This window comes from Stenotrophomonas sp. 10N36, from assembly GCF_056395005.1.
Window position 1 is genome coordinate 30,643 of the sequence record NZ_JBFTIS010000021.1, and the last position, 21,473, is coordinate 52,115.

17 protein-coding genes are annotated in these 21,473 nt (G+C 69.1%); 9 read left to right on the top strand and 8 right to left on the bottom strand.

The annotated features are described in order from the left end of the window. Positions 1–104 precede the first annotated feature (104 nt). From AC1DCJ_RS17390 to AC1DCJ_RS17410, 5 genes are all read right to left on the bottom strand, one after another. Positions 105–578, bottom strand: a complete 474-nt coding sequence (locus AC1DCJ_RS17390) for a hypothetical protein (protein ID WP_478071509.1) — start codon at positions 576–578, stop codon at positions 105–107. A gap of 87 nt (positions 579–665) precedes the next feature. Continuing rightward, on the bottom strand, positions 666–860 hold the full coding sequence (locus tag AC1DCJ_RS17395; RefSeq protein WP_478071510.1) for a heavy-metal-associated domain-containing protein: 195 nt from the start codon (positions 858–860) through the stop codon (positions 666–668). 91 nt (positions 861–951) lie between these two features. Then, positions 952–1,440 carry a Cu(I)-responsive transcriptional regulator gene (gene cueR / locus AC1DCJ_RS17400; protein ID WP_478071511.1) on the bottom strand — a complete coding sequence of 163 codons (489 nt, stop codon included), beginning with the start codon at positions 1,438–1,440 and terminating at the stop codon, positions 952–954. 240 nt (positions 1,441–1,680) lie between these two features. After that, positions 1,681–4,206: a heavy metal translocating P-type ATPase gene (locus AC1DCJ_RS17405; RefSeq protein ID WP_478071512.1), complete on the bottom strand. Its 2,526-nt coding sequence runs from the start codon at positions 4,204–4,206 to the stop codon at positions 1,681–1,683. A 249-nt stretch (positions 4,207–4,455) separates the two neighbouring features. Further along, complete coding sequence (locus tag AC1DCJ_RS17410; protein ID WP_478071513.1) at positions 4,456–4,803, bottom strand: hypothetical protein; 348 nt, start codon at positions 4,801–4,803, stop codon at positions 4,456–4,458. A gap of 240 nt (positions 4,804–5,043) precedes the next feature. On the opposite strand from AC1DCJ_RS17410, the gene AC1DCJ_RS17415 reads away from it, so the two are divergent. From AC1DCJ_RS17415 to AC1DCJ_RS17430, 4 genes are all read left to right on the top strand, one after another. After that, positions 5,044–6,831, top strand: a complete 1,788-nt coding sequence (locus AC1DCJ_RS17415) for an FAD-binding oxidoreductase (RefSeq protein WP_478071514.1) — start codon at positions 5,044–5,046, stop codon at positions 6,829–6,831. A gap of 140 nt (positions 6,832–6,971) precedes the next feature. Next, positions 6,972–8,885, top strand: a complete 1,914-nt coding sequence (locus AC1DCJ_RS17420; protein ID WP_478071533.1) for a DUF885 domain-containing protein — start codon at positions 6,972–6,974, stop codon at positions 8,883–8,885. A 62-nt stretch (positions 8,886–8,947) separates the two neighbouring features. Then, positions 8,948–9,343: an OsmC family protein gene (locus AC1DCJ_RS17425; protein ID WP_314402902.1), complete on the top strand. Its 396-nt coding sequence runs from the start codon at positions 8,948–8,950 to the stop codon at positions 9,341–9,343. Between the two features lie 114 nt (positions 9,344–9,457). After that, a complete protein-coding gene (locus AC1DCJ_RS17430) occupies positions 9,458–10,045 on the top strand; it encodes a fasciclin domain-containing protein (RefSeq protein WP_038688093.1) in 588 nt (195 codons plus the stop codon). A 219-nt stretch (positions 10,046–10,264) separates the two neighbouring features. Here AC1DCJ_RS17430 and AC1DCJ_RS17435 read toward each other — a convergent pair whose 3' ends face one another. From AC1DCJ_RS17435 to AC1DCJ_RS17445, 3 genes are all read right to left on the bottom strand, one after another. Continuing rightward, on the bottom strand, positions 10,265–11,128 hold the full coding sequence (locus tag AC1DCJ_RS17435) for an outer membrane protein assembly factor BamE (RefSeq protein ID WP_478071515.1): 864 nt from the start codon (positions 11,126–11,128) through the stop codon (positions 10,265–10,267). A 97-nt stretch (positions 11,129–11,225) separates the two neighbouring features. Beyond that, complete coding sequence (locus AC1DCJ_RS17440) at positions 11,226–15,653, bottom strand: YadA-like family protein (RefSeq protein ID WP_478071516.1); 4,428 nt, start codon at positions 15,651–15,653, stop codon at positions 11,226–11,228. Between the two features lie 225 nt (positions 15,654–15,878). Next, a complete protein-coding gene (locus AC1DCJ_RS17445) occupies positions 15,879–16,874 on the bottom strand; it encodes an AraC family transcriptional regulator (RefSeq protein ID WP_478071517.1) in 996 nt (331 codons plus the stop codon). Between the two features lie 790 nt (positions 16,875–17,664). On the opposite strand from AC1DCJ_RS17445, the gene AC1DCJ_RS17450 reads away from it, so the two are divergent. The 5 genes from AC1DCJ_RS17450 to AC1DCJ_RS17470 all read left to right on the top strand — a co-directional run bounded on the left by AC1DCJ_RS17450 (position 17,665) and on the right by AC1DCJ_RS17470 (position 21,455). Then, positions 17,665–17,871, top strand: coding sequence for a Flp family type IVb pilin (locus AC1DCJ_RS17450; protein WP_314402899.1), 207 nt, complete (start codon positions 17,665–17,667; stop codon positions 17,869–17,871). 104 nt (positions 17,872–17,975) lie between these two features. Further along, positions 17,976–18,521 carry an A24 family peptidase gene (locus AC1DCJ_RS17455; protein ID WP_478071518.1) on the top strand — a complete coding sequence of 182 codons (546 nt, stop codon included), beginning with the start codon at positions 17,976–17,978 and terminating at the stop codon, positions 18,519–18,521. Then, positions 18,518–19,006, top strand: coding sequence for a TadE/TadG family type IV pilus assembly protein (locus AC1DCJ_RS17460; RefSeq protein ID WP_137189616.1), 489 nt, complete (start codon positions 18,518–18,520; stop codon positions 19,004–19,006). The genes AC1DCJ_RS17455 and AC1DCJ_RS17460 overlap by 4 nt, the downstream gene beginning before the upstream one ends. A gap of 31 nt (positions 19,007–19,037) precedes the next feature. Further along, entirely contained in the window at positions 19,038–20,066 is a 1,029-nt protein-coding gene (gene cpaB, locus AC1DCJ_RS17465; protein ID WP_141057901.1) for a Flp pilus assembly protein CpaB, read from the top strand. Positions 20,067–20,084: 18 nt separating this feature from the next. Further along, a complete protein-coding gene (locus tag AC1DCJ_RS17470; protein WP_137189618.1) occupies positions 20,085–21,455 on the top strand; it encodes a type II and III secretion system protein family protein in 1,371 nt (456 codons plus the stop codon). Positions 21,456–21,473: the final 18 nt, after the last annotated feature.

Genomic DNA, 21,473 nt, shown 5'->3' on the forward strand with positions numbered 1-21,473 from the left:
AGATGGACGGATGTCCGGACCCCACCGATGCTGCCAGCCGACGGTGATACGCCATGTGATGCACGGCGACGGCGCGGCGCGGATGCCGCGCGCCGTCGTAGGAATCAGGTGCCCGCGCCGGTCAGCGGCTGGTAGGAATCCTCGAAATCCAGGTAGTCCTCGTGCAGCCCCTGCACCAGCCGCCCTGTCGGGCCGTCGGGCCCGGTTTCCATCAGTTGCCACCCCGGCATCCGCGGGTCGTCGCTCATGCCACCCTCATCGAGCACCATCACGAACGCGTTGCCCAGTGCCTTGGCATAGGCCCGCAGCAGCGCGTGCAGCGCAGCCGGGTCCACCGCGGCGCGCATCGTCTGCAGGATGTCCTGCAGATCCGGCTGATCGTAGAGGGCGTCGGACAGCACGTGCTCCACGTCGTCGGCCAGTACGTGGACGTCGTGCAGCACGCGGAACCGGGCGAACTGCGCGATGTTCTCGGACAGCTCGCTGCTCACCCAGTCGCGCGGGGCGGTGCACCCCGCTGCCTGCATGGCCGCGGTGAGCTGGGCACGGCGTTCGGTCTTGTCGTCGGTAGTAGGCATGGAGGTGGCGTCCTTGGCATGCAGCGTGGGAGTGGACCGCCCATGCTACCCAAGCGCGGCCCTACGCGTCTGCCTCGCATGGTCGCCTCAGCGCGCGTCCGGGAAGCCTGCCTCGGCCAGCGCCGCCACGAACACCGCTTCGCTCAGGGTGCTCTCCACCCGCACCTCGCGCGCCGCCGGATCGGTCTCGATGCGCGCGTTCGGGTCTGCGTCCATCAGTGCCTTGGTCACGGAGCGGGCACAGCCGCCGCAGGTCATGGTGGGAATGTTGAAACAGAACATGCAGGACGCCTTGTGGGAAAAGTGTCCGCTTACTTTCCGGCCTGACAGCATGGCAAGGTCAAGCGGTGTCGTGCACGTGGCAAGGCAGGGTTCACTTTGCCGCACGACGGCGCGATGCCACCGGCCCATCGGTGCCGAAACGCGGCGCGCGATGGGGTGCCACGGTGCCCGGTGTGGCAGCGGCGGCGGCCTGCTCGGCGAGGTCGGCAATGATCGGACAGTCCGGCCGATCATTCCCGTGGCAGTGCGCGGCGAGGTGTTCCAGGGTCATCGCCATCGCCTCCAGTTCGGCAATGCGCGTGCGCAGGCCCGCCACGTGCGCCAGCGCCACCGCCTTGACGTCCGCGCTGGCGCGGTCGCGGTCGTTCCATAGCGTCAGCAGCTCGGCGATCTGTTCAACCGGAAACCCCAGGTCACGCGCGCGCCGGATGAAGCGCAGACTGTGCGCGTCCTGCGTGCTGTAGGTGCGGTAGCCCGCTGCGCTGCGTGCGGCCTGCGGAATCAGGCCGATCTGTTCGTAGTACCGGATCATCTTCGCCGACACGCCGGAGAAGGCGGCCGCCTGGCCAATGTTGAACATGGTGTGCTCCTGGGAAACCTGTGGCCCTGCGGGGGGGGGCTTCGTTGTGGTCCATGCATGCCTGGCACAAGCCGGGCAGAGCCCGGCTCTACGGGGTGCCGTGCATGCTTGGCGCCAGCCGGGCAGAGCCCGGCTCTACGCGGCCATCCACGGGACTATCATCGCGCCGATGCCACCGTGGATGTGAATCCTCACCGACCGCCCTGCCCCGGCAGTGCCGGGACAGGAGTTGGCACGTGCTCAGGCCGTTGCGCCACGCGCGTCGGTGGCCATCGGCGCGCGGAAGCGCTTGAGGCGCAGCGCGTTGCCGAGCACGAAGATGCTCGACAAGGCCATCGCCGCGGCGGCGAAGATCGGCGACATCAGGGTGCCGTTCAGTGGATACAGCACGCCGGCCGCCACCGGAATCAGCACGGCGTTGTAGGCAAACGCCCAGAACAGGTTCTGCTTGATGTTGCCGATGGTGGCGTGGCTGAGCGCGATGGCGTTGATCACGCCGCGCAGGTCGCCGGACATCAGCACCACGTCGGCCGCTTCGATCGCCACGTCGGTGCCGGTCCCGATCGCCAGACCGACATCCGCTTCGGCCAGTGCCGGCGCATCGTTGATGCCGTCGCCGACGAAGGCCACCCGCGCTCCGTTCGCGCGGAAGGTCTTGAGCGCGGCCACCTTGCCGTCCGGCAGCACTTCGGCCGCCACCTCGTCGATGCCCAGCTGGCGGGCGATCGCCGCGGCCGTGGCGGCGTTGTCGCCGGTGATCATGGCCACCCGCAGGCCCAGTGCGTGCAATGCGTTGATCGCCTCGGCGGTGGTCTCGCGGATCGGATCGGCCACCGCGATGATGGCCGCCAGGCGCCCGTCAATGGACGCATACAGCGGACTCTTGCCTTCGGCGCCCAGCCGCTGCGCCGCCGTCTGGAACGCCCCCACGTCCAGCCCAAGCCGGGTCATGAAGCGGTCGGCCCCCACCGCGACCCGACGCCCGCCCACCGTGGCGGCCACGCCGAACCCGGGCGTCGCTTCGAAGCCTTCCATYGCCGCCACGTCAAGGCCGCGCTGCGTGGCGGCGACGACGATCGCGTCGGCGATGGGGTGCTCAGAGCGGCTTTCCACGGCGGCCACCAGCGCCAGCACTTCGTCATGGCTGAAGCCGTCGGCCGGCACCAGGTCGGTCAGCTCGGGGCGCCCCTTGGTCAGCGTGCCTGTCTTGTCCAACGCCACCACGCTGACATCGCGCAGCGCCTGCAGCGCTTCGCCCTTGCGGAACAGCACGCCCAGCTCGGCGGCACGACCGGTGCCCACCATGATCGAGGTGGGCGTGGCCAGCCCCATCGCACACGGGCAGGCGATGATCAGCACCGCCACCGCGTTGACCAGCGCGAAGGTCAGCGCCGGGGCCGGGCCGAACACCAGCCAGGCAAGGAAGGTCAGCGCCGCGCCCGCCATCACGGCCGGCACGAACCACATGGTCACCTTGTCCACCAGCGCCTGGATCGGCAGCTTGGAGCCCTGCGCTTCTTCCACCAGGCGGATGATCTGCGCCAGGACCGTGTTGGCACCCACCTGGGTGACACGGAAGCGGAAAGCACCGGTCGTGTTGAGGGTGCCGCCGACGACGGCGGCGCCTGCCTCCTTGGAGACCGGCACCGGTTCGCCGGTAATCATGCTTTCGTCGACATACGACGCACCGTCGACCACCTCGCCATCCACCGGCACCTTCTCGCCCGGCCGCACCAGCACCACATCACCGGTCACCACCTGCTCCAGCGGGACCTCCACCGTAGCGCCGTTGCGTTCCACCCGCGCGGTCTTGGCCTGCAGCCCCACCAGCCGTTTGATCGCCTGCGAGGTGCGGCCCTTGGCGCGCGCTTCCAGCGTGCGGCCGAGCAGGATCAGGGTGACGATCACCACGGCGGCTTCGAAGTAGACGTTGGCGGTGCCGGGCGGCAACACCCCCGGCAGGAACGTGGCCACCACCGAATAGCCGTAGGCCGCCGCCGTGCCCACCGACACCAGCGAGTTCATGTCTGGCGCACCGCGCAGCAGCGCCGGCACCCCCTTGCGGAAGAAGCGGATGCCCGGCCCGAACAGGACCAGGGTGGCCAGCGCGAACTGGATGTACCAGCTGGTCTGCTGGCCCAGCACGTGCATCACCCACTGGTGCATGGCCGGCACCATGTGCGAGCCCATCTCCAGGACGAAGACCGGCAGCGTGAGAGCCGCGGCGATGCACAAGGCGCGCCGCAGCTCGCGCGCTTCCTGCTCGCGCCGCTCGGTGTCCTGGTCTGCCGCGCTGGCGGTCGCGGCACCGGCGCGGCGCGCGGTATACCCGGCCTTCGCGACGGCCGCATCGAGGCTGGCGAGGCTCACCACGCCGGAAAGGTGGCGCACCCGCGCGCGCTCGGTGGCCAGGTTGACGCTGGCCTCCAGCACCCCGGGCACCTGCGACAAGGCCTTCTCCACCCGGCCCACGCAGGAAGCGCAGGTCATGCCCTCGATCGACAGTTCGGTCACCTCCTCGCGCACGCTGTAACCGGCGCCCTGGATGGCACGCACCACCGCCTGTGCGTCGGCCGGGCCGGCAAAGGCCACGTCGGCGCGCTCGGTGGCCAGGTTGACCGCTGCGCTATGCACGCCCGGCACCGCCTGCAGGGCACGCTCGACGCGCCCGACGCACGAAGCGCAGGTCATGCCTTCTACCGGCAGGCTGAGGCGTGCAAGGCCGGCGGAGGGCGGCGGGATCGGACGGGAGGCTGGGCTGGCCATTGTGATGCGCCTGGTGTGCGGGAGTTATCCACCACCATAAAGATTCCCACGATGGGAAGGTCAAGTCCGCCCGTAGATCGTCTGTTGGCTGTGGCAATCCACCTCAGCCCAAGGCATTCAAATGGACCGCCGATGCTGCGATACGCTTGCTCGCCCAGGAGCTTGGCTTTTTCGGCGTCGAACTCCTCGTCGGATCTGTCATCTCCGTGTGCCGGCCGATTACACACCAGCGGCAGCAGCCCGAGACCGCTACCCCGGGCCGGCGCGGTACGCCGCACCCCCGCGCAAGGAAATGCGTCGCTCCCACCACCAGAACATCACCAGCAACACCGTGCCCATCGCCAGGAACACCAGGCCACTGAGCAGATGCACTTCGACGCTGGTGTCCAGCGCCTTCATCACCTTCAGTGCGACATGGCGTTGGTAGTGGACAAGATCGCGCTGGGGGTGATCGACAAAGTAGCGGTCCAAGCTCCCGCGGACGTTGATCCATGATCCGCCGTGATCGGAGCTGTCAAAGGTGTACATGCCGAACGCCATCTGCGCGACACCGGCCAGCATGCAGAACAGGCCCATCACCAACAGGATCCAGCGCATTGTCGTTCCTCGACGATGGGGCCAGCGGGTGGCCGTCCAGCACAGGGGCGGCAGGCGCCGCCCAGCACGCAGCGTAATCCCTCTCCCCGCCGTGCGCACACCCTGCCCGGCCCCACCGGTCCCGAGCCGGCCGCCGTTGGTCCCTTGCCCCCTCCCTTCGTCCCGCGCCCCATGACGGCGGGGTGTGGCGGGCACACACTCGGTCCCATCGCTACCGGCTCAGCGCCAGGGAACACTCCGATGAAACGACGTGACTGCCTCAAGGCCAGCCTGGCCCTGCCCCTGCTGCCGCTGGTCCTGAAGGCAGCGGCCGCCGCACCCCTGTCTGGCCCCCGGGTACGGCCGGGCACTGCCGGGTGGCCGGGCCGGGCCGACTGGACCCGGCTGTCGCAGGCGGTCGGCGGGCGGCTGTCGGTGCCGCAATCGCCGTTCCTGAGCGATGCAGCCACGCGTGCCGAAGCGCTGGCGCAGATCCACAACCCCTTCTACATCGGGGACCAACCGGGCCTGACCCAGACCAGCGGGTACTTCGGCGCATGGCGTTCGGTGGCGAGCGCGCAGATGGTGGCCGCCACCAGCAGCGCCGACGTCGCCGCGGCCGTGAACTTTGCCCGCACCCATCGGCTGCGGCTGGTGGTCAAGGGCGGCGGCCACAGCTACCACGGCACCTCGTGCGCGCCGGACTCGCTGCTGGTCTGGACCCGGGCGATGAACCAGGTCCAGCTGCACGACGCCTTCGTGCCACAGGGCGCGCGCCTCGGCACGGTGGCGCAGCCGGCGGTGAGCGTGGGCGCCGGGGCGATGTGGATCGACGCCTACAACGCCGTGACCACCCATGGCGGGCGTTACGTGCAGGGCGGTGGGTGCACGTCGGTGGGCGTGACCGGGCTGGTCACCGGCGGTGGCTTCGGCAGTTTCTCCAAGGCATTCGGCAGCGCGGCAGCGAGCCTGCTGGAAGCCGAGGTGGTGACCGCTGACGGCCGGGTGCGGGTGGTCAATGCGGACAACGACCCGGACCTGTTCTGGGCATTGAAGGGGGGCTGTGCGGCCAGCTTCGGCATCGTCACCCGGATGACCCTGAAGACCCATGCCCTGCCCGATACGTTTGGCGGACTCTCCTTCAAGGTGCAGGCCAGCACCGAAGAACAGTGGCGTGCGCTGGCGGCGCAGGTACTGCGCTTCTACCGGGACCGCCTGTGCAACGCCCACTGGGGCGAGCAGATCACCTTCGCCGGTGACCGCACCCTGTCCATCTCGATGGTGTTCCAGGGCCTCAGCCGCGAGGCGGCGGCAGCCACGTGGCAGCCGCTGCTGGACTGGATCACCGCACACCCGGGGTACACCGTGCGCGAACCGCTGCAGGCGCTGGCGATGCCGGCGCGCGACTTCTGGGACGCGGACTTCTTCCGCCAGCATGCGCCGACGATCATCGCCGAGGACACCCGTGCCGATGCGCCTGCCCACCACATGCTGTGGAAGGGCGACCAGGGCCAGGTCGGCTGGTTCCTGCACGGGTATGCCTCGGCGTGGATGCCGTCGGCCCTGCTCGGCGAAGACCAGGTGGTGGCCGCCGCGACGGCGCTGTGTGCCGCCGCGGTGCACATGGACGTGGGCCTGCATTGCAACAAGGGCCTGTTCGGCGCACCCGCCGACGCGATCGCGGCAAGTGCCGACACCGCCACCCACCCGGCACTGCTGGACGCCTTCGCGCTGGCGTTGATCGGCACTGCCGGCGGCCCGGTCTATCCCGGCTATGGCGGCCGCGTGGACGAACCCGGCGCGCGCCGGGGCGCGCTACGGGTGCGGCGTGCCTACGACGCCCTGTCGGTGCTGGTGCCCAAGGCGCCCGCGTATGTGTCCGAGTGCGACTACTTCCAGGCCGATTGGCAGCAGGCCTTCTGGGGCCCGCACTACCCGCGCCTGCTGGCGACCAAGCAGCGCTACGACCCGGACGGGCTGTTCGTGATCCATCACGGCGTGGGCAGCGAGGCCTGGAGCGCGGACGGCTTCGCGCCGCGCAGCGGCTGACGCTTCGCTCAGGCGCGCGCGGGCGTTCTCGGCGGGCGCGCAGACGCCGCCTACGGCAGGGCGCGCGTGACCCCCTGCACGTGCAGCCCCTGCTGGCCTGGCGTAGCCTGCGGGCAGCCCGCCACCGGAGATGTCCCGTGATGCCGTTCCCGACCGCTTCCGCCCTCCCCGCCCTGTTGTCGCTCGCCATCGGCGCGGCGTTGGCGCTCAGCGCGCCGTCCACGCACGCGCAGGCAGCCGCTGCCGCGTCGATGCCGCCGGCGACGGTACCCGGCGCACCCATGCCGGTGTCTTTCAATGCCCTGCTCGACGCACAGACCATGGCCGCGATCAACGCCGACCCGGAGCTGCGCACGATGCTCGGCATCAGCGGCGACGGCCAGGCGGACAGCTCCGACCAGCTCACCGATGTGTCGCTGGCACGGCGTGAGGTCAACCGCCGGTTCCTGGCCGACAATCTGGCGGCGATCACGCAGTGGCAGGGCGCCCCGCTGGATGCGCAGCAGCAGCTGAGCAACGGCCTGGCGCGCTGGTTCTACCAGACCCAGATCGACCTGATGGCGGTGCCGTGGTCGGCGGCGTGGTTGCCGGTGGGCGGCAGCACCTATGCGGTGGACCAGTTGTTCAGCCTGCCGGTGAACCTGCCACAGTTCATGGACAACCAGCATGCGGTCACCGATGAGACCAGCGCGGCGCACTACATCGCCCGCCTGCAGGCGATGGGACCCAAGCTGGACCAGGTGCGCGCCAACGTGGACATGCAGGCCGCGCAGGGCGTGGTGCCGCCCGAAGTGGCGCTGCAGGGTGCCGCCGACCAGTTCCGCATGCTGCTCGAACCTGCGCCGAAGGACAGCCTGTGGGTGCAGTCGCTGCAGCGCAAACTGGAGAAACTGCCGGCGATTTCCGCCGCACGCCGCGCCGCGTTGGTCGCGCAGGCCACGCGCGCGGTGCAGCAGTCGGTCAACCCGGGCTACCAGCGCCTGCTGGCCGATGTGCAGGGCCTGCAGGCGCGCCACCTGGGCGACAAGGGCGTGTGGGCGCTGCCGCAGGGCAAGGCCTACTACGACGCCGCGTTGCGCTGGTACACCAGCACCGACCTGGACGCCGATGCGATCCATGCGGTCGGGCTGGACGAGGTGGCGCGGGTGGAGACGCTGATGGACGCGCGGCTTGACCAGCTGGGCCTGCGCGAGGGCAGCGTGGCCGCGCGCGTGCAGCAGCTGCGGCAGGACCCGCGCTACCTGTATGCCGACACGGATGCGGGACGCAAGGAACTGCTGGGCGACATCGAACAGCGCCTGCGCGACCTCGACCCGATCCTGCCCGCCTGGTTCGGCCACCTGCCGCCGCAGAAGCTGGTGGTGCAGCCGGTGCCGGCGCACATGCAGAAGACCTCACCGGGCGGCTACTACTACCCACCGGCAATGGACGGTTCGCGGCCGGGCACGTTCTTCATCAACCTGGGCGACATCGAGTCCAACACGCGCTGGAGCATCCCCACCCTCACCTACCATGAGGGCTCGCCGGGCCACCACTTCCAGATCTCGATCGGGCAGACCCTGACCGACCTGCCGTTGCTGCGTCGCAGCCTCAATCCCAGCGCCTTCAGCGAAGGCTGGGCGCTGTATGCCGAGCAGCTGATGGCCGAGGCCGGCGTGTACAAGGACGACCCGGTCGGCGACCTGGGTCGGCTGCAGGCCGAGATGTTCCGCTCGGTGCGGCTGGTGGTGGACACCGGCCTGCACCGCAAGCGCTGGACGCCCGAGCAGGCCGCCACTTACATGCAGGAAAAGACCGGCATGAAGGCCAGCGACGTGCGCGTGGAGATCAACCGCTACCTGGTCCAGCCGGGCCAGGCTTCGTCGTACAAGATGGGCCAGCTGCAGTTGCTGGCCCTGCGCGAACGCGCACGCCAGGGGCTGGGCACGCGCTTCGACATCCGCGCCTTCCACGACCTGGTGCTGGGCAACGGCGCGATGCCGATGACCGTGGTGGCGCAGGCGGTGGACGGCTGGATTGCCGCCGGCGGTGGCGACCCGCGTCGCACGCCCTGAGCGCGGCGCGCGGCAGCGTGCGATGCTGCGCGCCTCCCCACCACCGCACGGCGCCCCCCCCCATGGCACAGGTCCAGATCGTTTCCGACGGCCCCAACTACCGCCACCACATCCGCAGCGGCGTGCACGAGGTGATCGCCGACGAACCGGCCACACTCGGTGGCCAGGGCGCAGGCCTGGCCCCGTTCGACCTGTACCTGGCATCGCTGTCGGCCTGTACCGCGATCACCCTGCGCATGTATGCGGAGAAGAAAGGGTGGGATCTGGGCACCTTCCGCGCCGAGCTGAGCTCCTCGCGCGATGCCGCCGGCAAGCTGGTGGTGCACCGCATCCTGCATGCCAGTGGGGCGCTGAGTGATGCGCAGTGGCAGCGCCTGCTGGACGTGGTCGAAAAGACCCCGGTGACCCTGGTGATGCGCGAGGGCGCCACCATTACCAGCGAACGCGGCCCGGCCTGATCGCCCTCACCTGCCGATAACAAACGCAGAAAGCCGACCGCCGCTGCATCCGCCACGCTGCTTCACGCGTAGATCCTGCTGCGTCACTTGGACGCTCCTGCTGGGACCCTGCACATGAAAAGCTCGCTGACCGGTCTGCTTCTGCTTGCCTGCCTGTCCACCGCCGCCGCGCCGCTGGCGTTCGCGCAGGCGCCGATGGCAGGCCACGACCACGCCATGGCCGCCAACCCCATGGTGGGCGGTGCGCCGATGTACGCCACCAAGGACATCATCGACAACGCCGTCGCCTCCAAGGACCACACCACCCTGGTTGCCGCGGTCAAGGCCGCCGGCCTGGTCGAGACGCTCAAGGGCCCGGGTCCGTTCACCGTGTTCGCACCGACCAACGCCGCCTTCGCCGCACTGCCCAAGGGCACGGTCGACGGGTTGCTGAAGCCGGAGAAGAAGGCCGACTTGACCAAGGTGCTCACCTACCACGTGGTGGCCGGCAACCTCGACAGCACCGCACTGATGGCCCGGATCAAGCAGGGCGGCGGCAAGGCGGCGCTGACCACCGTGCAGGGTGAAACGCTCACTGCCCGCCAGGTTGGCAAGGGCATCACCCTGACTGACAGCAAGGGCGGCACCGCCCGGGTCACCATTGCCGACGTGCGCCAGAGCAACGGCGTGATCCACGTGGTGGACAAGGTGCTGATGCCCTGACCCACCCGCCGCGCAACGGCGGGCGGCGACGCTGCAGGAACGGGCGTCGCCGCGGGACCGGTAAAGGATGACCTGGCCCGCCGCCCCGGTGCGATGACGGGGGAGACATCCTGCGGGGGCGACGAGCCAGGTCAAAGAACACCCCGGTCGATGCGGGAGAGATGCATCGACGCGGGGTACCAACGGGGGAAGACGCGTGGCCGTGCGCCACGCAAGGGCTCAGCGCGTCTGCGCGAGGCCGGAGATTTCGACGCGACGGTTCGGCGCCAGGCAGGCAATCACCGCCTGGCGGTTGCCTTGTGCGCATTGCACCAGCGGGTCGGCCTTGCCGCGCCCTTCGGCCACGATCGCCGCAGCCGGCACCCCGCCCTGCACCAGCGCATCGCGGACGGCCTGCGCGCGCCGTTGCGACAACACCTGGTTGTAGCCATCGCTGCCGATCCGGTCGGTGTAGCCCAGCACCTGGATGGTCTGCACCTGGCTGGCACTGCGCACCTGCTGCAACAGCGCATCCACGCTGCGGCGACCGGCCTCGGTCAGGGTGGCGCTGTCAAAGGCGAACAATGCATCGGCCGACAGGCGCACCGGTTCACTGGGCATCGGTGCAGGCGGCGGGGGCGGCGGAGGCGGTGCCGGCGGCTGCAGCAGCGCGGCGCAGGCCTGCGGCTTCCAGTAGCCGGCCTGGGCCACGCCCTTGCCGTCGAAATGCACCTGGAACTGGCAGGTAAAGTAATCACCGCCGGGATTGCTGCGGAAGTTGAACAGGTAGTTCCACTCGTGCACGCCCCACATGCCCTCGCCGAAGTGCGGCGTGCCCAGCAGGGTGTACAACTGGCGCTTGGTCATGCCGCGCGCGAACAGGCGCAGGCTGTCCAGGTCGACGAACAGGCCTTCCTTCAGCGTGGCCCGCTTCGGATCGGGGAAGCTCACCTCCCCCGCCTCCGGTGTGACCGCGGCGCCTTCCGGCATGTCGCCCTTGTGCTTGCCACCGCTGGCGCAGGCGCTGAACAGCAACACCGCCAATCCCAGCGACAGTGAGCGCAGCAACGGCGTGTGGTCGTGTGCAATCGATGATGCGGACATGGTTTCCCCCTGGTGCGCGACGCCGCGCTGGAATCCCCGGTGCGGCAGGCTGCCGGCACCGGGAACGAATCACTGCGAACGGTTCAGTACGGCGTGCTTACCACTGGATGCCCGCACCAACCGACACCCCGCCCTCGCCACGGCTGTTGGTGGTCCCGGCCACCTTGTAGATCCACCGCCCGCCCTCGGACACCCCGGAGATGCCCACGGCCACGCCGGACTCGCCGTTGTAGCTGCCGGCAGCCACCGCGGCCATGCTGCGCCCGGCCTCGTACGGCTGCGGCAGCCCGGCCACCGCCATCGCCGCGGCCACGCCGGCCGAGGCACGGTCGTCGGTACGGCGCAGGTTGCGGTCGAACGAATCGAACCGCTCGTCGGTATAGGCCTTGGACCAGTCCAGGGTCTGGTTCATGCCGGCACGCAGCTGGTCCACGTTGACCGCGTCGGTACCGGCGGTGCCGGCCGCGACGTTGCGCACGGTGGTCGGCCCGGTGCTGGTGCTGCCCAGGGTGACGCTGTTGAGGTTGGTCGTGCCGTTGACGTTGCTGTCGTAGCGGATGGTGCCCTGTTGCGATGCCTGCAGCTGCCGCACATTCACCGCATCGGTGGCGGCCGAGCCGTCGCCGACGTTGGTGATCTGGCGCTCCGCGCCCGCGCTGCCCACCGACACGGTGTTGTCGCGCGTGGCCACCGACCCGGCGCCCAGGGCCACCGTGTTGCTGCCCTGTGCACTGGCCCCGTTGCCCAGTGCGGTGCTGTTGGCACCGGCGGCGCTAGAGCCGGCACCCCCGGCGGCCGCATTGGCCCCGGTCGCTGCGGGGGCCGCCAGGTTGTTGCTGTTGTTGACCTGGAACATGCCCGACGTGCCGTTGTTGATGTTGTTGATCTGGGTGTCGGTGTAGGCCTTGGACTGGTCGATGGCGTAGTTCACGCCGTTCTGCAGCTGGCCCACGTTGACCGCGTCGTAGCGCTCGGAGCCGTCGGCCACATGGGTGACCTTGCGTTCGCCGCCGGTGCTGCCCACCGACACCTCACCGGCCGAACTGCTGCCGCCGGCCGCGCCGAACGCGCCGGTATAGCCGCTCTCGGCGCCCACGCTGGCCACCGAACCACTGCCCAGCGCCACGCTGTTGTCGGCACTGGCGGTAGCCCCATCGCCGATCGCGGTGCTGCCGCTGCCGCTGGCTGAGGCCAGCGGACCGATCGCGATGCTGTCGGCGCCGGTGGCACTGGCAGCGGCCTTGGTCGAATTGACCTGCACGAACGGGCTGCCCGCACCCGGCTGGATCTGGTCGATGCGGGTGTTGAGGTTGAGCAGCGAATTGTCCACCGCGGCGAAGGCCACGGTGACGTTGCTGTAGTCATTGCTGAGCACGCTGCCGTCGGTGGCGATCGAGGAAATGCTGAAGGTCGGCGCGGTCCAGATGTTGGTGGTCGGGTCGACGCTGGTGGTGCCGCCGAAGTAGCCCACCAGAGCGTTGTTGGTCTGGAACAACTGGTTGCCGGTCACCGCATCGCGGCTGCCGGCCAGCACGCTGCCATCGGCCAGGTTGGTCAGTGCCACCGCCGCGCCCGCGCCGCTGCCGGTCAGGGTGATGCTGTCGGTGGCGTTGCCGGCGCCGTCCACGTCGTACTTCACCGCCAGCTTGTCCACCGCGTCGGTCTGGTCGGCCACGTTGGCCAACGACTGGCTGACCGCATCGAAGGCACTGCCCACGTCGTTGTAGTCGCCCGGGGCCACCTGGCCGGTGCTGGACACCGCATTGATGGTGTAGGTCGGCGCCGTGATCACGCCATTGGCATCGACCGCGGCACCGCCACCCAGGTGCGTGGCCAGCGCCTGGTTGGCATCGAACAGCTGGGCGCCGTTGATGGCCTCGGTGCTGATGGCACTGATTGCACCGGCCCGCAGATTGCGCAGGCTGGTGGTGCCGGTGCCGTTGCCAAGCGTGGCACTGGCATAGTTGACGCTGCCGTCGGGATTCTCGTCATAGCGCAGCGCGCCCGCTTCGGAGGCCAGCATCTGGCCCATGTTGACCGCATCGGTCGCCTGCGTACCGGCGGCCACGTTCACCACCTGGCGCTCGCTGCCCACCGCACCGACCGACACCGTGCCATCGCGATCGGCCATGGCGCCGGCACCCACGGCAATGGCATTGGCCGCCATCGCCGTGGCACCGGTGCCTACCGCAATGCTGTCCGCACCGGTCGCCACGGCATCCAGTCCGGTCGAGTTGATCTTCAGGAAGCGGCTGCCAACCCCGTTGCGGATGTCGGTGATCTGCGTGTTGAGGTTGACCAGCGAGCCATCCACGGCCGAGAAGGCATCGGTGGCGTTGTCGTACACGCCGGGGGCGACGGCGCCACTGTTGGACACCGTGGTGATGGCAAAGCTCGGCGCGGTCCAGGCGCCGGTGGCCGGGTCGTAGGCGGTCAGTCCGCCGAAGTAGTCGACGATGGCCTGGTTGCTGGCGAACAGCTGCGCGCCGTTGACCGCTTCGGTACTGGCTGCGCCGATCGCGCCCGGGGCCAGGTTGGCCAGCGTGGTGGTGCCGGTGCCGCCGCCCAGGGTGATGCGGCGGTAATCGGCGCCGCCGGCACCGTCGTCGTCGTAGGTCACCGCGAACACGTCCAGCGCGTCGATCTGGTTGATCGCGCCCTGCAACTGGCGCACGTTGACCGCATCGGTGGCCGCGCTGCCGGCCGCGACGTTGGTGATCTGCCGCTCGCCGCCGGCAAAGCCGACCGATACTTCACCGGCCGACACCTGCGGCGCAGTCAGCCCGTAGGCGCTGTAACTGGCCTGCGCGCCGCGGTTGGCCACCGTGCGATAGCCCAGCGCCACGCTGTTGGCCTGGCTGGAGGTGGCTTCGGCACCGAGCAGCACCTGGCCGTTGGCCGTGCCCATGGCACTGTCGCCGACCACCACCGAATGGCCCATGCGCGCGGCATAGTCGGCGGTGGGCACGCCGGTCGGATCGTTCGGGTCGTTCTGGCCCGCGCCGGGGAACGCCACGTTGGCATCCACCTTGGCCAGCTCGTGGCGGGCGTTGGCACCGATCACCACTTCGCGCGAACCGTTGGCATACGCACCGTCACCGACCAGCACCTGGTAGTCCTGCGCGGCGTTGACGGCCCAGCAATCCACACTGGCCACCAGCAGGTCCACGCACGTGTTGGACCAACCCGGCGCCTGGTCCGGCAGCAGCAGGCCCAGCAACCCGTTCGGGTTGCCGTTGTTGATGTTGTAGATGTAGCTGTCCGAGGTGACCCCGCCGATCAACGTCAGGTGCGAGCTCCCGCCCGTGGTGGCGCCGCCCAGCCCGTTGAGCAGGGTGCCCACCGGGGTCAGGTTGACCAGCGGCACGCCCAGCACGTTGGTGACCGAGTAGGTCTGCATCACGTTGGCACTGCTGACGGCCAGCTTGCCGTTGCGCACGTACCCGTCCCCACCCAGCAGACCCTGCGCGGTCGGGCCGACCAGGGTCGACAGCGAACCGACCAGGCCGCCGGTGCCGATGATCAGCCCGGCATCGGGGTCCGGCGCCGCTGGGGCCTTGGGATGGCCCGGCGGCAGCGACGTCGGTGCCGGGAACACCCCGCCCACCACACCGCCCACAACGTTGCCGACCGTGCTGCCCACGCCACCCACCACGTTGCCGAGCGTATCGCTGACCCCGCCGACCACGTTGCCGACGGTGTTGCTCACGCCGCCGACCACGTTGCCCAGCGTATTGCCGACGCCGCCGAGCAGATCGCCCACGCCGCCCAGCAACCCGCCGGACGCGGCGGTCGGTGACAGCGCCAGGGAACTGGTCTGCGACACCGCGGCATTGGCATCCACCAGCTTCTGGTTGCGGTCGGCCACCACGACGGCATGGGCCAGCGCATCCACCTTGACCCCGCCGGCGACGCCGGTGGCCAACGTGGAGGTGATGGCATCGTCGATACCCTCGCTGACCGTTTCATTGCTGCCCAGCGCCACCGTGGCATCGGCCCCCACGCTGGCGGCCAGCTTCGGCGCGGCGACAGCCACGGCCGCGCCAACGTCGGCGTGCACGGCCGCATGCGCTGCCACCGGCGTTGCGCGCTCCGGCGCCGCCAGCTGCCGCGGCAGCGCCGCCTTGATCTTGACCCCCACGTCCACGGCCGCCTGCGCCGACGTGGCGGCGGCGGGCTTGCCGAGCCCCAGGTTGAGGTTGACGTTGGCGGCCGCGCTCAACGCCGGCGTGCTGTCGCCCGTGCGCACCATCGCGGCCAGCGCGGCCTCGGCGTCCACCTTGACCGGCAGCGGCGCGTACTTGTTGGTCAGCGCATCCAGATCGCTGCGGGTCTGGCTCTCACCTGCCCACGCCGTTCCGCTGCACAGGGCCAGTGCCAGGCCCATCGACAGCATCGACAGCGGCACCTTCAGGTGCACCACCACCGGGCCGGCCACCAGGCTGCCACGCGAGGTGGCCACTTCCGAGACGACCACCAGGGCATTCAGCCGGTGGCTCCATACGAGTCGAAAGATACGGTTCATCAGGTATTCCCCCGTGTACGAACGATGTGGACTGCATCCATGCCTGTTGGCACTTGGAGGTCATTACAGTCGCCACGTCGTCGCTGGGGCACTTCATTCCGGCAGCACCTGCGTGCGTTCCGGCAAGACAAGAACGAAAACCGGCAGTGGCATGCGCAATTCCGGCAGATTGCCGGAAACGTGCATTTCAGGGGGGGCTGCAGGAAGCGGCGATGGCCGCCGTGGTCAGGCCGGGCTGCCGATCTGCGCCGGCGCACGCATCAGGGTGTCGCGCGGCAGCTCACCAAATACACGACGATAATTGTCGGCAAAACGGGACAGATCCCACAGGCCGCAGCTCAACGCCACCGCCTTGACCGACTTGCGGCTGGAGTCGGCCATGGACAGCCCACGGCACGCCGCGCATAGCCGCAGCATCGACAGATACCGGTTCGGCGAGGTGCCAAACAGGTCTTCAAACGCATAGCGCAGTGCGCGCTCGCTTACGCCGGCCGCGTCACAGATTTCATGCATGTAGATATAGCGACGCAGATTGAGCCGCATGAAATTCTCCGCACGCTGCGCGATCAGGTAGTGCGCGCGCCGTGCCCGGCTGTTGGACGGGCGATCTTCATTGCCCGCCCCCAGCAAGGCCTGTATGTGGTCGTGCAGCAGCGATTCGACCGCGTCTGCGGCCAGCGACGCGCCGGGGTCGGCAAGCGTGGCGTGCAGCCCCGCGTAGCGCTCGACCAGGCTGGCGCCGGCGCGCGAGACGTCGGGATTGAACAGCGACAACGCCTGGCCGGACGGCAGCGTGCTGCGCAGGCTCAGTGCCGTCAGCTTGCGCTGCACGCGCTGCATGGGTGCCAGCAGCAGGCTCAGCCGCGTGCCCGCGCTCAAGGTGAACTCGCTGATGCCTTCCGGCAGCACGGTCACCACCATGCCGGCACTGAGCGGAATGCCGTGGCACCAGCTCTGCGCCTCGTCGGTGGCGTGGATGAACCCAAGCAGGCACCAGTCCTGCGGCAGCATGAAGCGGCCGCGGAAGTGGAAGCCACAGTGCGCGGCAAGGAACAGGGCTTCGTCATGCACGCGCGAGTGCAGTGCCGCCCGCGGGCCGTTGCCATCCAGCAGCACGGTTTCCAGATCGCAGACGCGCAGCACCGCGCTCAGCGTGGCCAGGTCATGGGACCGTAGCGCGCCGTGCTCGCCTGCTTTTCCGTCCACTGCACCATCCACCATGACAGTGATGCCCCCGTTGGCCTGGATGCGGGCAGCCCATTGCCGCCACCCGTGCTACTTCCTGTTGCTGCCAATCAACGCCACACGGCGTCTGAACTTTCTGGCCCGCGCAGGTGCGCTGGACACAGCATCTACATGAACAGTTTATCCGCGCGACCGGAGCTGATTACCCCCGGATTATCGATGCGCATTTTCGGCAAGTATGCATGAACTGGGCGCGCGGTAAACCCGTCGCCAACAATTGAATCCACGTGCGCGCGCAATGCCTGCAAACCGCTGTGATTGCGCCGCGAATGCGTCAAAAAACCGTCATCACCCGGGCTTCACCCTATAAACACGCCACCTTCACTTTATAAACATTAAATGGTTGTCAAAACACCCGGCTCGAATAACGGGTGAAAGTGCAGGCGCTCAAGTTGGAACGACGTCTGCCGTTTATGTGTATTGAAGGACTTTGTTGGCGCCGATCATTATGGCAGGCATCACCCGGCAGCTCCGTGGCGGAAACCGGGAATGTACGACAGGGGGGATACCGATGCAGACGCTCATTGCTACGTGGCTGTTCTCTTCCCCGCATGCGCAGGCGATCACGCCGCGCCTGTCGTTGCCGCCTGCTCCCCGCCATCCGAACCCGGCCGCCCTGGACGCATCCAGGTAGGCCGGCGGCTGCTTCGGCAGCCGCCCCCTGCGCAGGGATCGCGCAGATTACGGGATGGAACCGGCGGAGCCGGGACGCACCATCCACATGCAGGCAGTCCAATCGATTGAACGGAACAGGGAGTAGACCGTCATGAAAGGCTCAATCCGCACGTTTCTCACTGAAGAAGATGGTGTCACCGCGCTCGAGTACGGCATTCTCGCCGCCGTGATCGCCGGCGTACTCGTGGTTGCCGCGCGAACCGGCCTCAACGAGATGTTCACCGCGCTGTTCGACAAGCTCAAGACGCTGGTGGACAGCGCTGGCGGCGGCACCACGCCCACCCCGCCTACCGGCTGATAGTCGCTTCACCCGGTTAATGGACGACCGCAGGCCCGCACCTGCGGCAACGCCAACGGCGTGCCCCGCACCCCGTATTCGATGCGCCATGGAGGAGCCCTCGGATGTCACTGCTGCCCGTACTGGCCGTGTTGTTGAGTGCACAGGTCGCCATCAGCGACCTGTACGCCCGGCGCGTGTCCAACCGCTGGTTGCTGTGCGTGGGCATGGTGGCCCTGGGCGGGTTGCTGTGGATGTGGGCGGTGCGCGGGGCACCGTTCCCCGGTATGCATCTGGCCGGCGCGGTGGTGGGACTGGCAGCCCTGCTGCCGTTCTATGCGCTCGGCTGGATGGGTGCCGGGGACGTGAAGTACTTCGCGGTACTGGGCCTGCTGCTGGGGATGCCGGCCCTGCTGCCGATCTGGGTGGCAAGCAGCCTGCTGGCCGGCGCGCACGCGGGCTGCGTGCTGCTGGCGCCCGGCCTGCGCACCGCACTGCCGCTGCGCGTGCAATGGCTGCACGCACGTGCACAGGAGCAGTGGCAGGCACGGCCGTTCGTGCGCCAGATCCACGCATCGCGCCAGGGCCGCGCCGGGATTCCCTATGCCGCGTACCTGGCCTTTGCCACCGTGGGTTTCATTGCCTACGGCACCTATGGAGCATCGTCATGACCGCGTACGCACGGTTGCACCGCCAACGCACACGGCAACGCGGCGTGGTGACCCTCGAATTTGCGTTCATGCTGATCCTCGGCGTGGTCCCGCTGCTGCTGTTGACCTACACCGGGGTGATGATCATGGCCGCCCAGCAGACCCTTTCCCAGGCATCGGCCGAAGGCGCGCGCGCCTCGCTGCGTTATGCCAGCCCCAATGAACGCCGTGTGGCCGCCTGCCAGGCGGCGCAGCGCTCGATGCAATGGCTGTTGAACTTCGCCGGGCAACAGGCCAACTGCACTACCGCCGGCGCGCCGCCCATCGTGGTCAGTGCACCTGCGCCCTGCGCGGGCCTGGCCAGCGCGCAGTGCATGCAGGTGTCGGTCAGCTATGACTACCGCAGCAAGCCGTTTCTGCCGGGTACCGGCCGGGTGTATGGCTGGCTGATCACCGAACCCATCCGCAGCACCGCCGTGGCCCAGCTCGACCTGGGTACACCGTGATGGGCCGCACCGACACCATGGAGGCTGTTGCATGCTCAAGCTGACCCGCATTGCCGCCGTCGCACTGATCGCGCTGGCCCTGCTGCTGGCCGTGGTGGCCTTCCTGGTCAGTCGGCGTGCCGCCCCCACCGTGGTGGCCGCGCCGCAGGTGGCTGGCCAGCCGCAACAGTGGCCGGTGGTGGAAGCCGCGGGCGAGCTGCCCGCCGGCCGACCGATTAGCGCCGCCGACCTGCGCATCGGCAGCGCGCCGCAGGCACCGCAGGGCGGCTACGCCAGCATCGCCGAGGCCACCGGCGCCGTACCCGTGCACACCATTGCCGCAGGTACCCCACTCAACAGTGCCCTGATGGCACGCGGCTACGCGCTGCGGCTCAATCCGGGCGAGCGCGCCCTTGCCGTGCCGGTGGATGAGCTGGTGGCCGCGGGCAACCGGATCCTGCCGGGCGACTACGTCGACGTGTTCCTCAACCTGCGCGCGCCCCAGGGCATGGGCACCGAAGGCCAGGCGCAGGCACGCCTGTTGTTGTCGCGGATGCGGGTGCTCAGCTACGGCGCCGCAGACACCGCACCGGGCCAGGCCGCGCCCACCGACACCGCCGGCGAAGCCAGCACCGACGCACGCGCGCAGGACATCCAGGGCAGCGCATCGTCCACCAGCAGCACCAGCACCAGCACCAGCGCACCGGTGCGCAGCGCGGTGCTGGCGGTGCCGGTCGCCGAGGCCAACCGCCTGTTGCTGGGCGCACAGCAGGGCCGCCTGTTCCTGGCGCTGCGCAACCCGGCCGATGTGGGCCAACCCGACCAGGAATTGTTCGCCCAGCCCGGCGGCGTGCTGGATGCACGGCGCGAGCTGAGCCCGGAACAGCGGCTCGCGCTGCAGTCTCCCGAAAACGACGCCTACGCCGGCATCGACAGCGACGCACTGGCCGGCCGCAGCACCCGCAGCCCGGCCCGGTCGCCCGCGCCGGTACGCGCCAGTGCACCGCGCCAGGCACCGCGCCTGGACCGCGGTGTCGAAATCATCCGCGGCGATGTTTCCTCCCACAGCGGCTCGCGTTGAGCCATGCCGAGACTTTCCATGACCCAACGCCCTGCCCGCCTGCACCGTTCCCGCCACTGGCCGACCCGCCTGCTGCTGTTGCTGGTGCTGGGCCTCTGCCCGGTGGTGGGCATGGCCAACGCCGATGTGGTGCTGCAGACGCGCGAACAGCGCCCGTGGACGTTGCCGGCCGACCTGGACCGGGTCGCCATCGCCGATCCGGGGGTCGCCGATGTGGTGATGCTGCGGGGACCGCGCCAGGCGCTGCTGGTGGGCAAGGCGCCAGGGACCACCACGTTGTTGCTGTGGCGGCGCCAGCAGAGCGAGCCGCAGCGGATGCAGATCGAAGTGCGCAGCGCAATCCAGGGGGCGCTGCCACCGTCGGGGGACCTGCAGCTCACGCTGCAGGATGGCCAGGGCCTGCTGCAAGGGAGTGCGGCCGGCCTGTTGGACCATGAGCAGCGCCGCAAGGCAGCGACCATGGCACTGGGCAAAGAAGGCCAGCTCGCCGATGTGTCCACCATCGCCAGCGGCGGCGTGGTGCAGGTGGACGTGAAGGTGGTGGAGTTCAACAAGTCGGTGCTGCGCCAGATCGGCATGAGCTTTGCCAACAAGAATTTCAGCGGCAGCAACGGCTTCTTCTACGGCATCACCCGGCCGGGCGGCACGCTGCCGGGCGTACCGCCGGCCACCGATCCGGGCACCGGCCCGGACAACGTGGTGGTCACCAATCCGCTGTCGTCCGCGTTCGGCCTGGTGTTCAAGTCGCTCACCCACGGTTGGGACGCCAACATCGACCTGCTGCAGAACAACGGCATGGCCCGCGTGCTGGCCGAGCCCACCCTGGTGGCCCTGTCCGGGCAGAGCGCCAGCTTCCTGGCCGGTGGCGAACTGCCGATCCTGGAACCGCAGGGCCTGGGTACCACCACGGTCACCTTCAAGCCGTTCGGTATCGGCCTCACGGTTACACCGACGGTGCTCGGCCCCGACCGCATCGCGCTCAAGGTGGCCCCCGAAGCCAGCGATCTGAACTACGCCGCGGGCATCTCCTACAACGGCGTGCAGATCCCCTCGATCACCACCCGTCGTGCCGATACCACGGTCGAGCTGGGCGACGGCGAAACCTTCATCATCGGCGGACTGGTCAGCAACACGGTCAGCTCCAGCGTCGACAAGATTCCGCTGCTGGGCGACCTGCCGATCATCGGCGCATTCTTCCGGAGCCTGAACTACAAGCGCGAGGAAAAGGAACTGGTGATCATCGTCACCCCACGACTGGTGCAGCCGCTGGCCCGCAACACGGTGGTGCCGCTGCCGGGCGACCGCGAGGCCAAGCCCAACCTGCCGGTCTGGGGCGCGTGGCTGCTCAGCCCGGCCTCGTCGGACCAGCTGCCCGGCTTCTCGCGCTGACCCGATGCCAGGAGACCA

Excerpts from the sequence above, each read along its gene's own strand:
- cpaB (WP_141057901.1), top strand. The coding sequence starts at position 19,038 with ATGCTCAAGCTGACCCGCATTGCCGCCGTCGCACTGATCGCGCTGGCC.
- AC1DCJ_RS17420 (WP_478071533.1), top strand. The coding sequence starts at position 6,972 with ATGCCGTTCCCGACCGCTTCCGCCCTCCCCGCCCTGTTGTCGCTCGCC.
- AC1DCJ_RS17410 (WP_478071513.1), bottom strand. The coding sequence starts at position 4,803 with ATGCGCTGGATCCTGTTGGTGATGGGCCTGTTCTGCATGCTGGCCGGT.
- AC1DCJ_RS17395 (WP_478071510.1), bottom strand. The coding sequence starts at position 860 with ATGTTCTGTTTCAACATTCCCACCATGACCTGCGGCGGCTGTGCCCGC.
- AC1DCJ_RS17435 (WP_478071515.1), bottom strand. The coding sequence starts at position 11,128 with ATGTCCGCATCATCGATTGCACACGACCACACGCCGTTGCTGCGCTCA.
- AC1DCJ_RS17470 (WP_137189618.1), top strand. The coding sequence starts at position 20,085 with ATGACCCAACGCCCTGCCCGCCTGCACCGTTCCCGCCACTGGCCGACC.
- AC1DCJ_RS17460 (WP_137189616.1), top strand. The coding sequence starts at position 18,518 with ATGACCGCGTACGCACGGTTGCACCGCCAACGCACACGGCAACGCGGC.
- AC1DCJ_RS17440 (WP_478071516.1), bottom strand. The coding sequence starts at position 15,653 with ATGAACCGTATCTTTCGACTCGTATGGAGCCACCGGCTGAATGCCCTG.
- AC1DCJ_RS17445 (WP_478071517.1), bottom strand. The coding sequence starts at position 16,874 with ATGGTGGATGGTGCAGTGGACGGAAAAGCAGGCGAGCACGGCGCGCTA.
- cueR (WP_478071511.1), bottom strand. The coding sequence starts at position 1,440 with ATGTTCAACATTGGCCAGGCGGCCGCCTTCTCCGGCGTGTCGGCGAAG.
- AC1DCJ_RS17425 (WP_314402902.1), top strand. The coding sequence starts at position 8,948 with ATGGCACAGGTCCAGATCGTTTCCGACGGCCCCAACTACCGCCACCAC.
- AC1DCJ_RS17450 (WP_314402899.1), top strand. The coding sequence starts at position 17,665 with ATGAAAGGCTCAATCCGCACGTTTCTCACTGAAGAAGATGGTGTCACC.
- AC1DCJ_RS17455 (WP_478071518.1), top strand. The coding sequence starts at position 17,976 with ATGTCACTGCTGCCCGTACTGGCCGTGTTGTTGAGTGCACAGGTCGCC.
- AC1DCJ_RS17430 (WP_038688093.1), top strand. The coding sequence starts at position 9,458 with ATGAAAAGCTCGCTGACCGGTCTGCTTCTGCTTGCCTGCCTGTCCACC.
- AC1DCJ_RS17390 (WP_478071509.1), bottom strand. The coding sequence starts at position 578 with ATGCCTACTACCGACGACAAGACCGAACGCCGTGCCCAGCTCACCGCG.
- AC1DCJ_RS17415 (WP_478071514.1), top strand. The coding sequence starts at position 5,044 with ATGAAACGACGTGACTGCCTCAAGGCCAGCCTGGCCCTGCCCCTGCTG.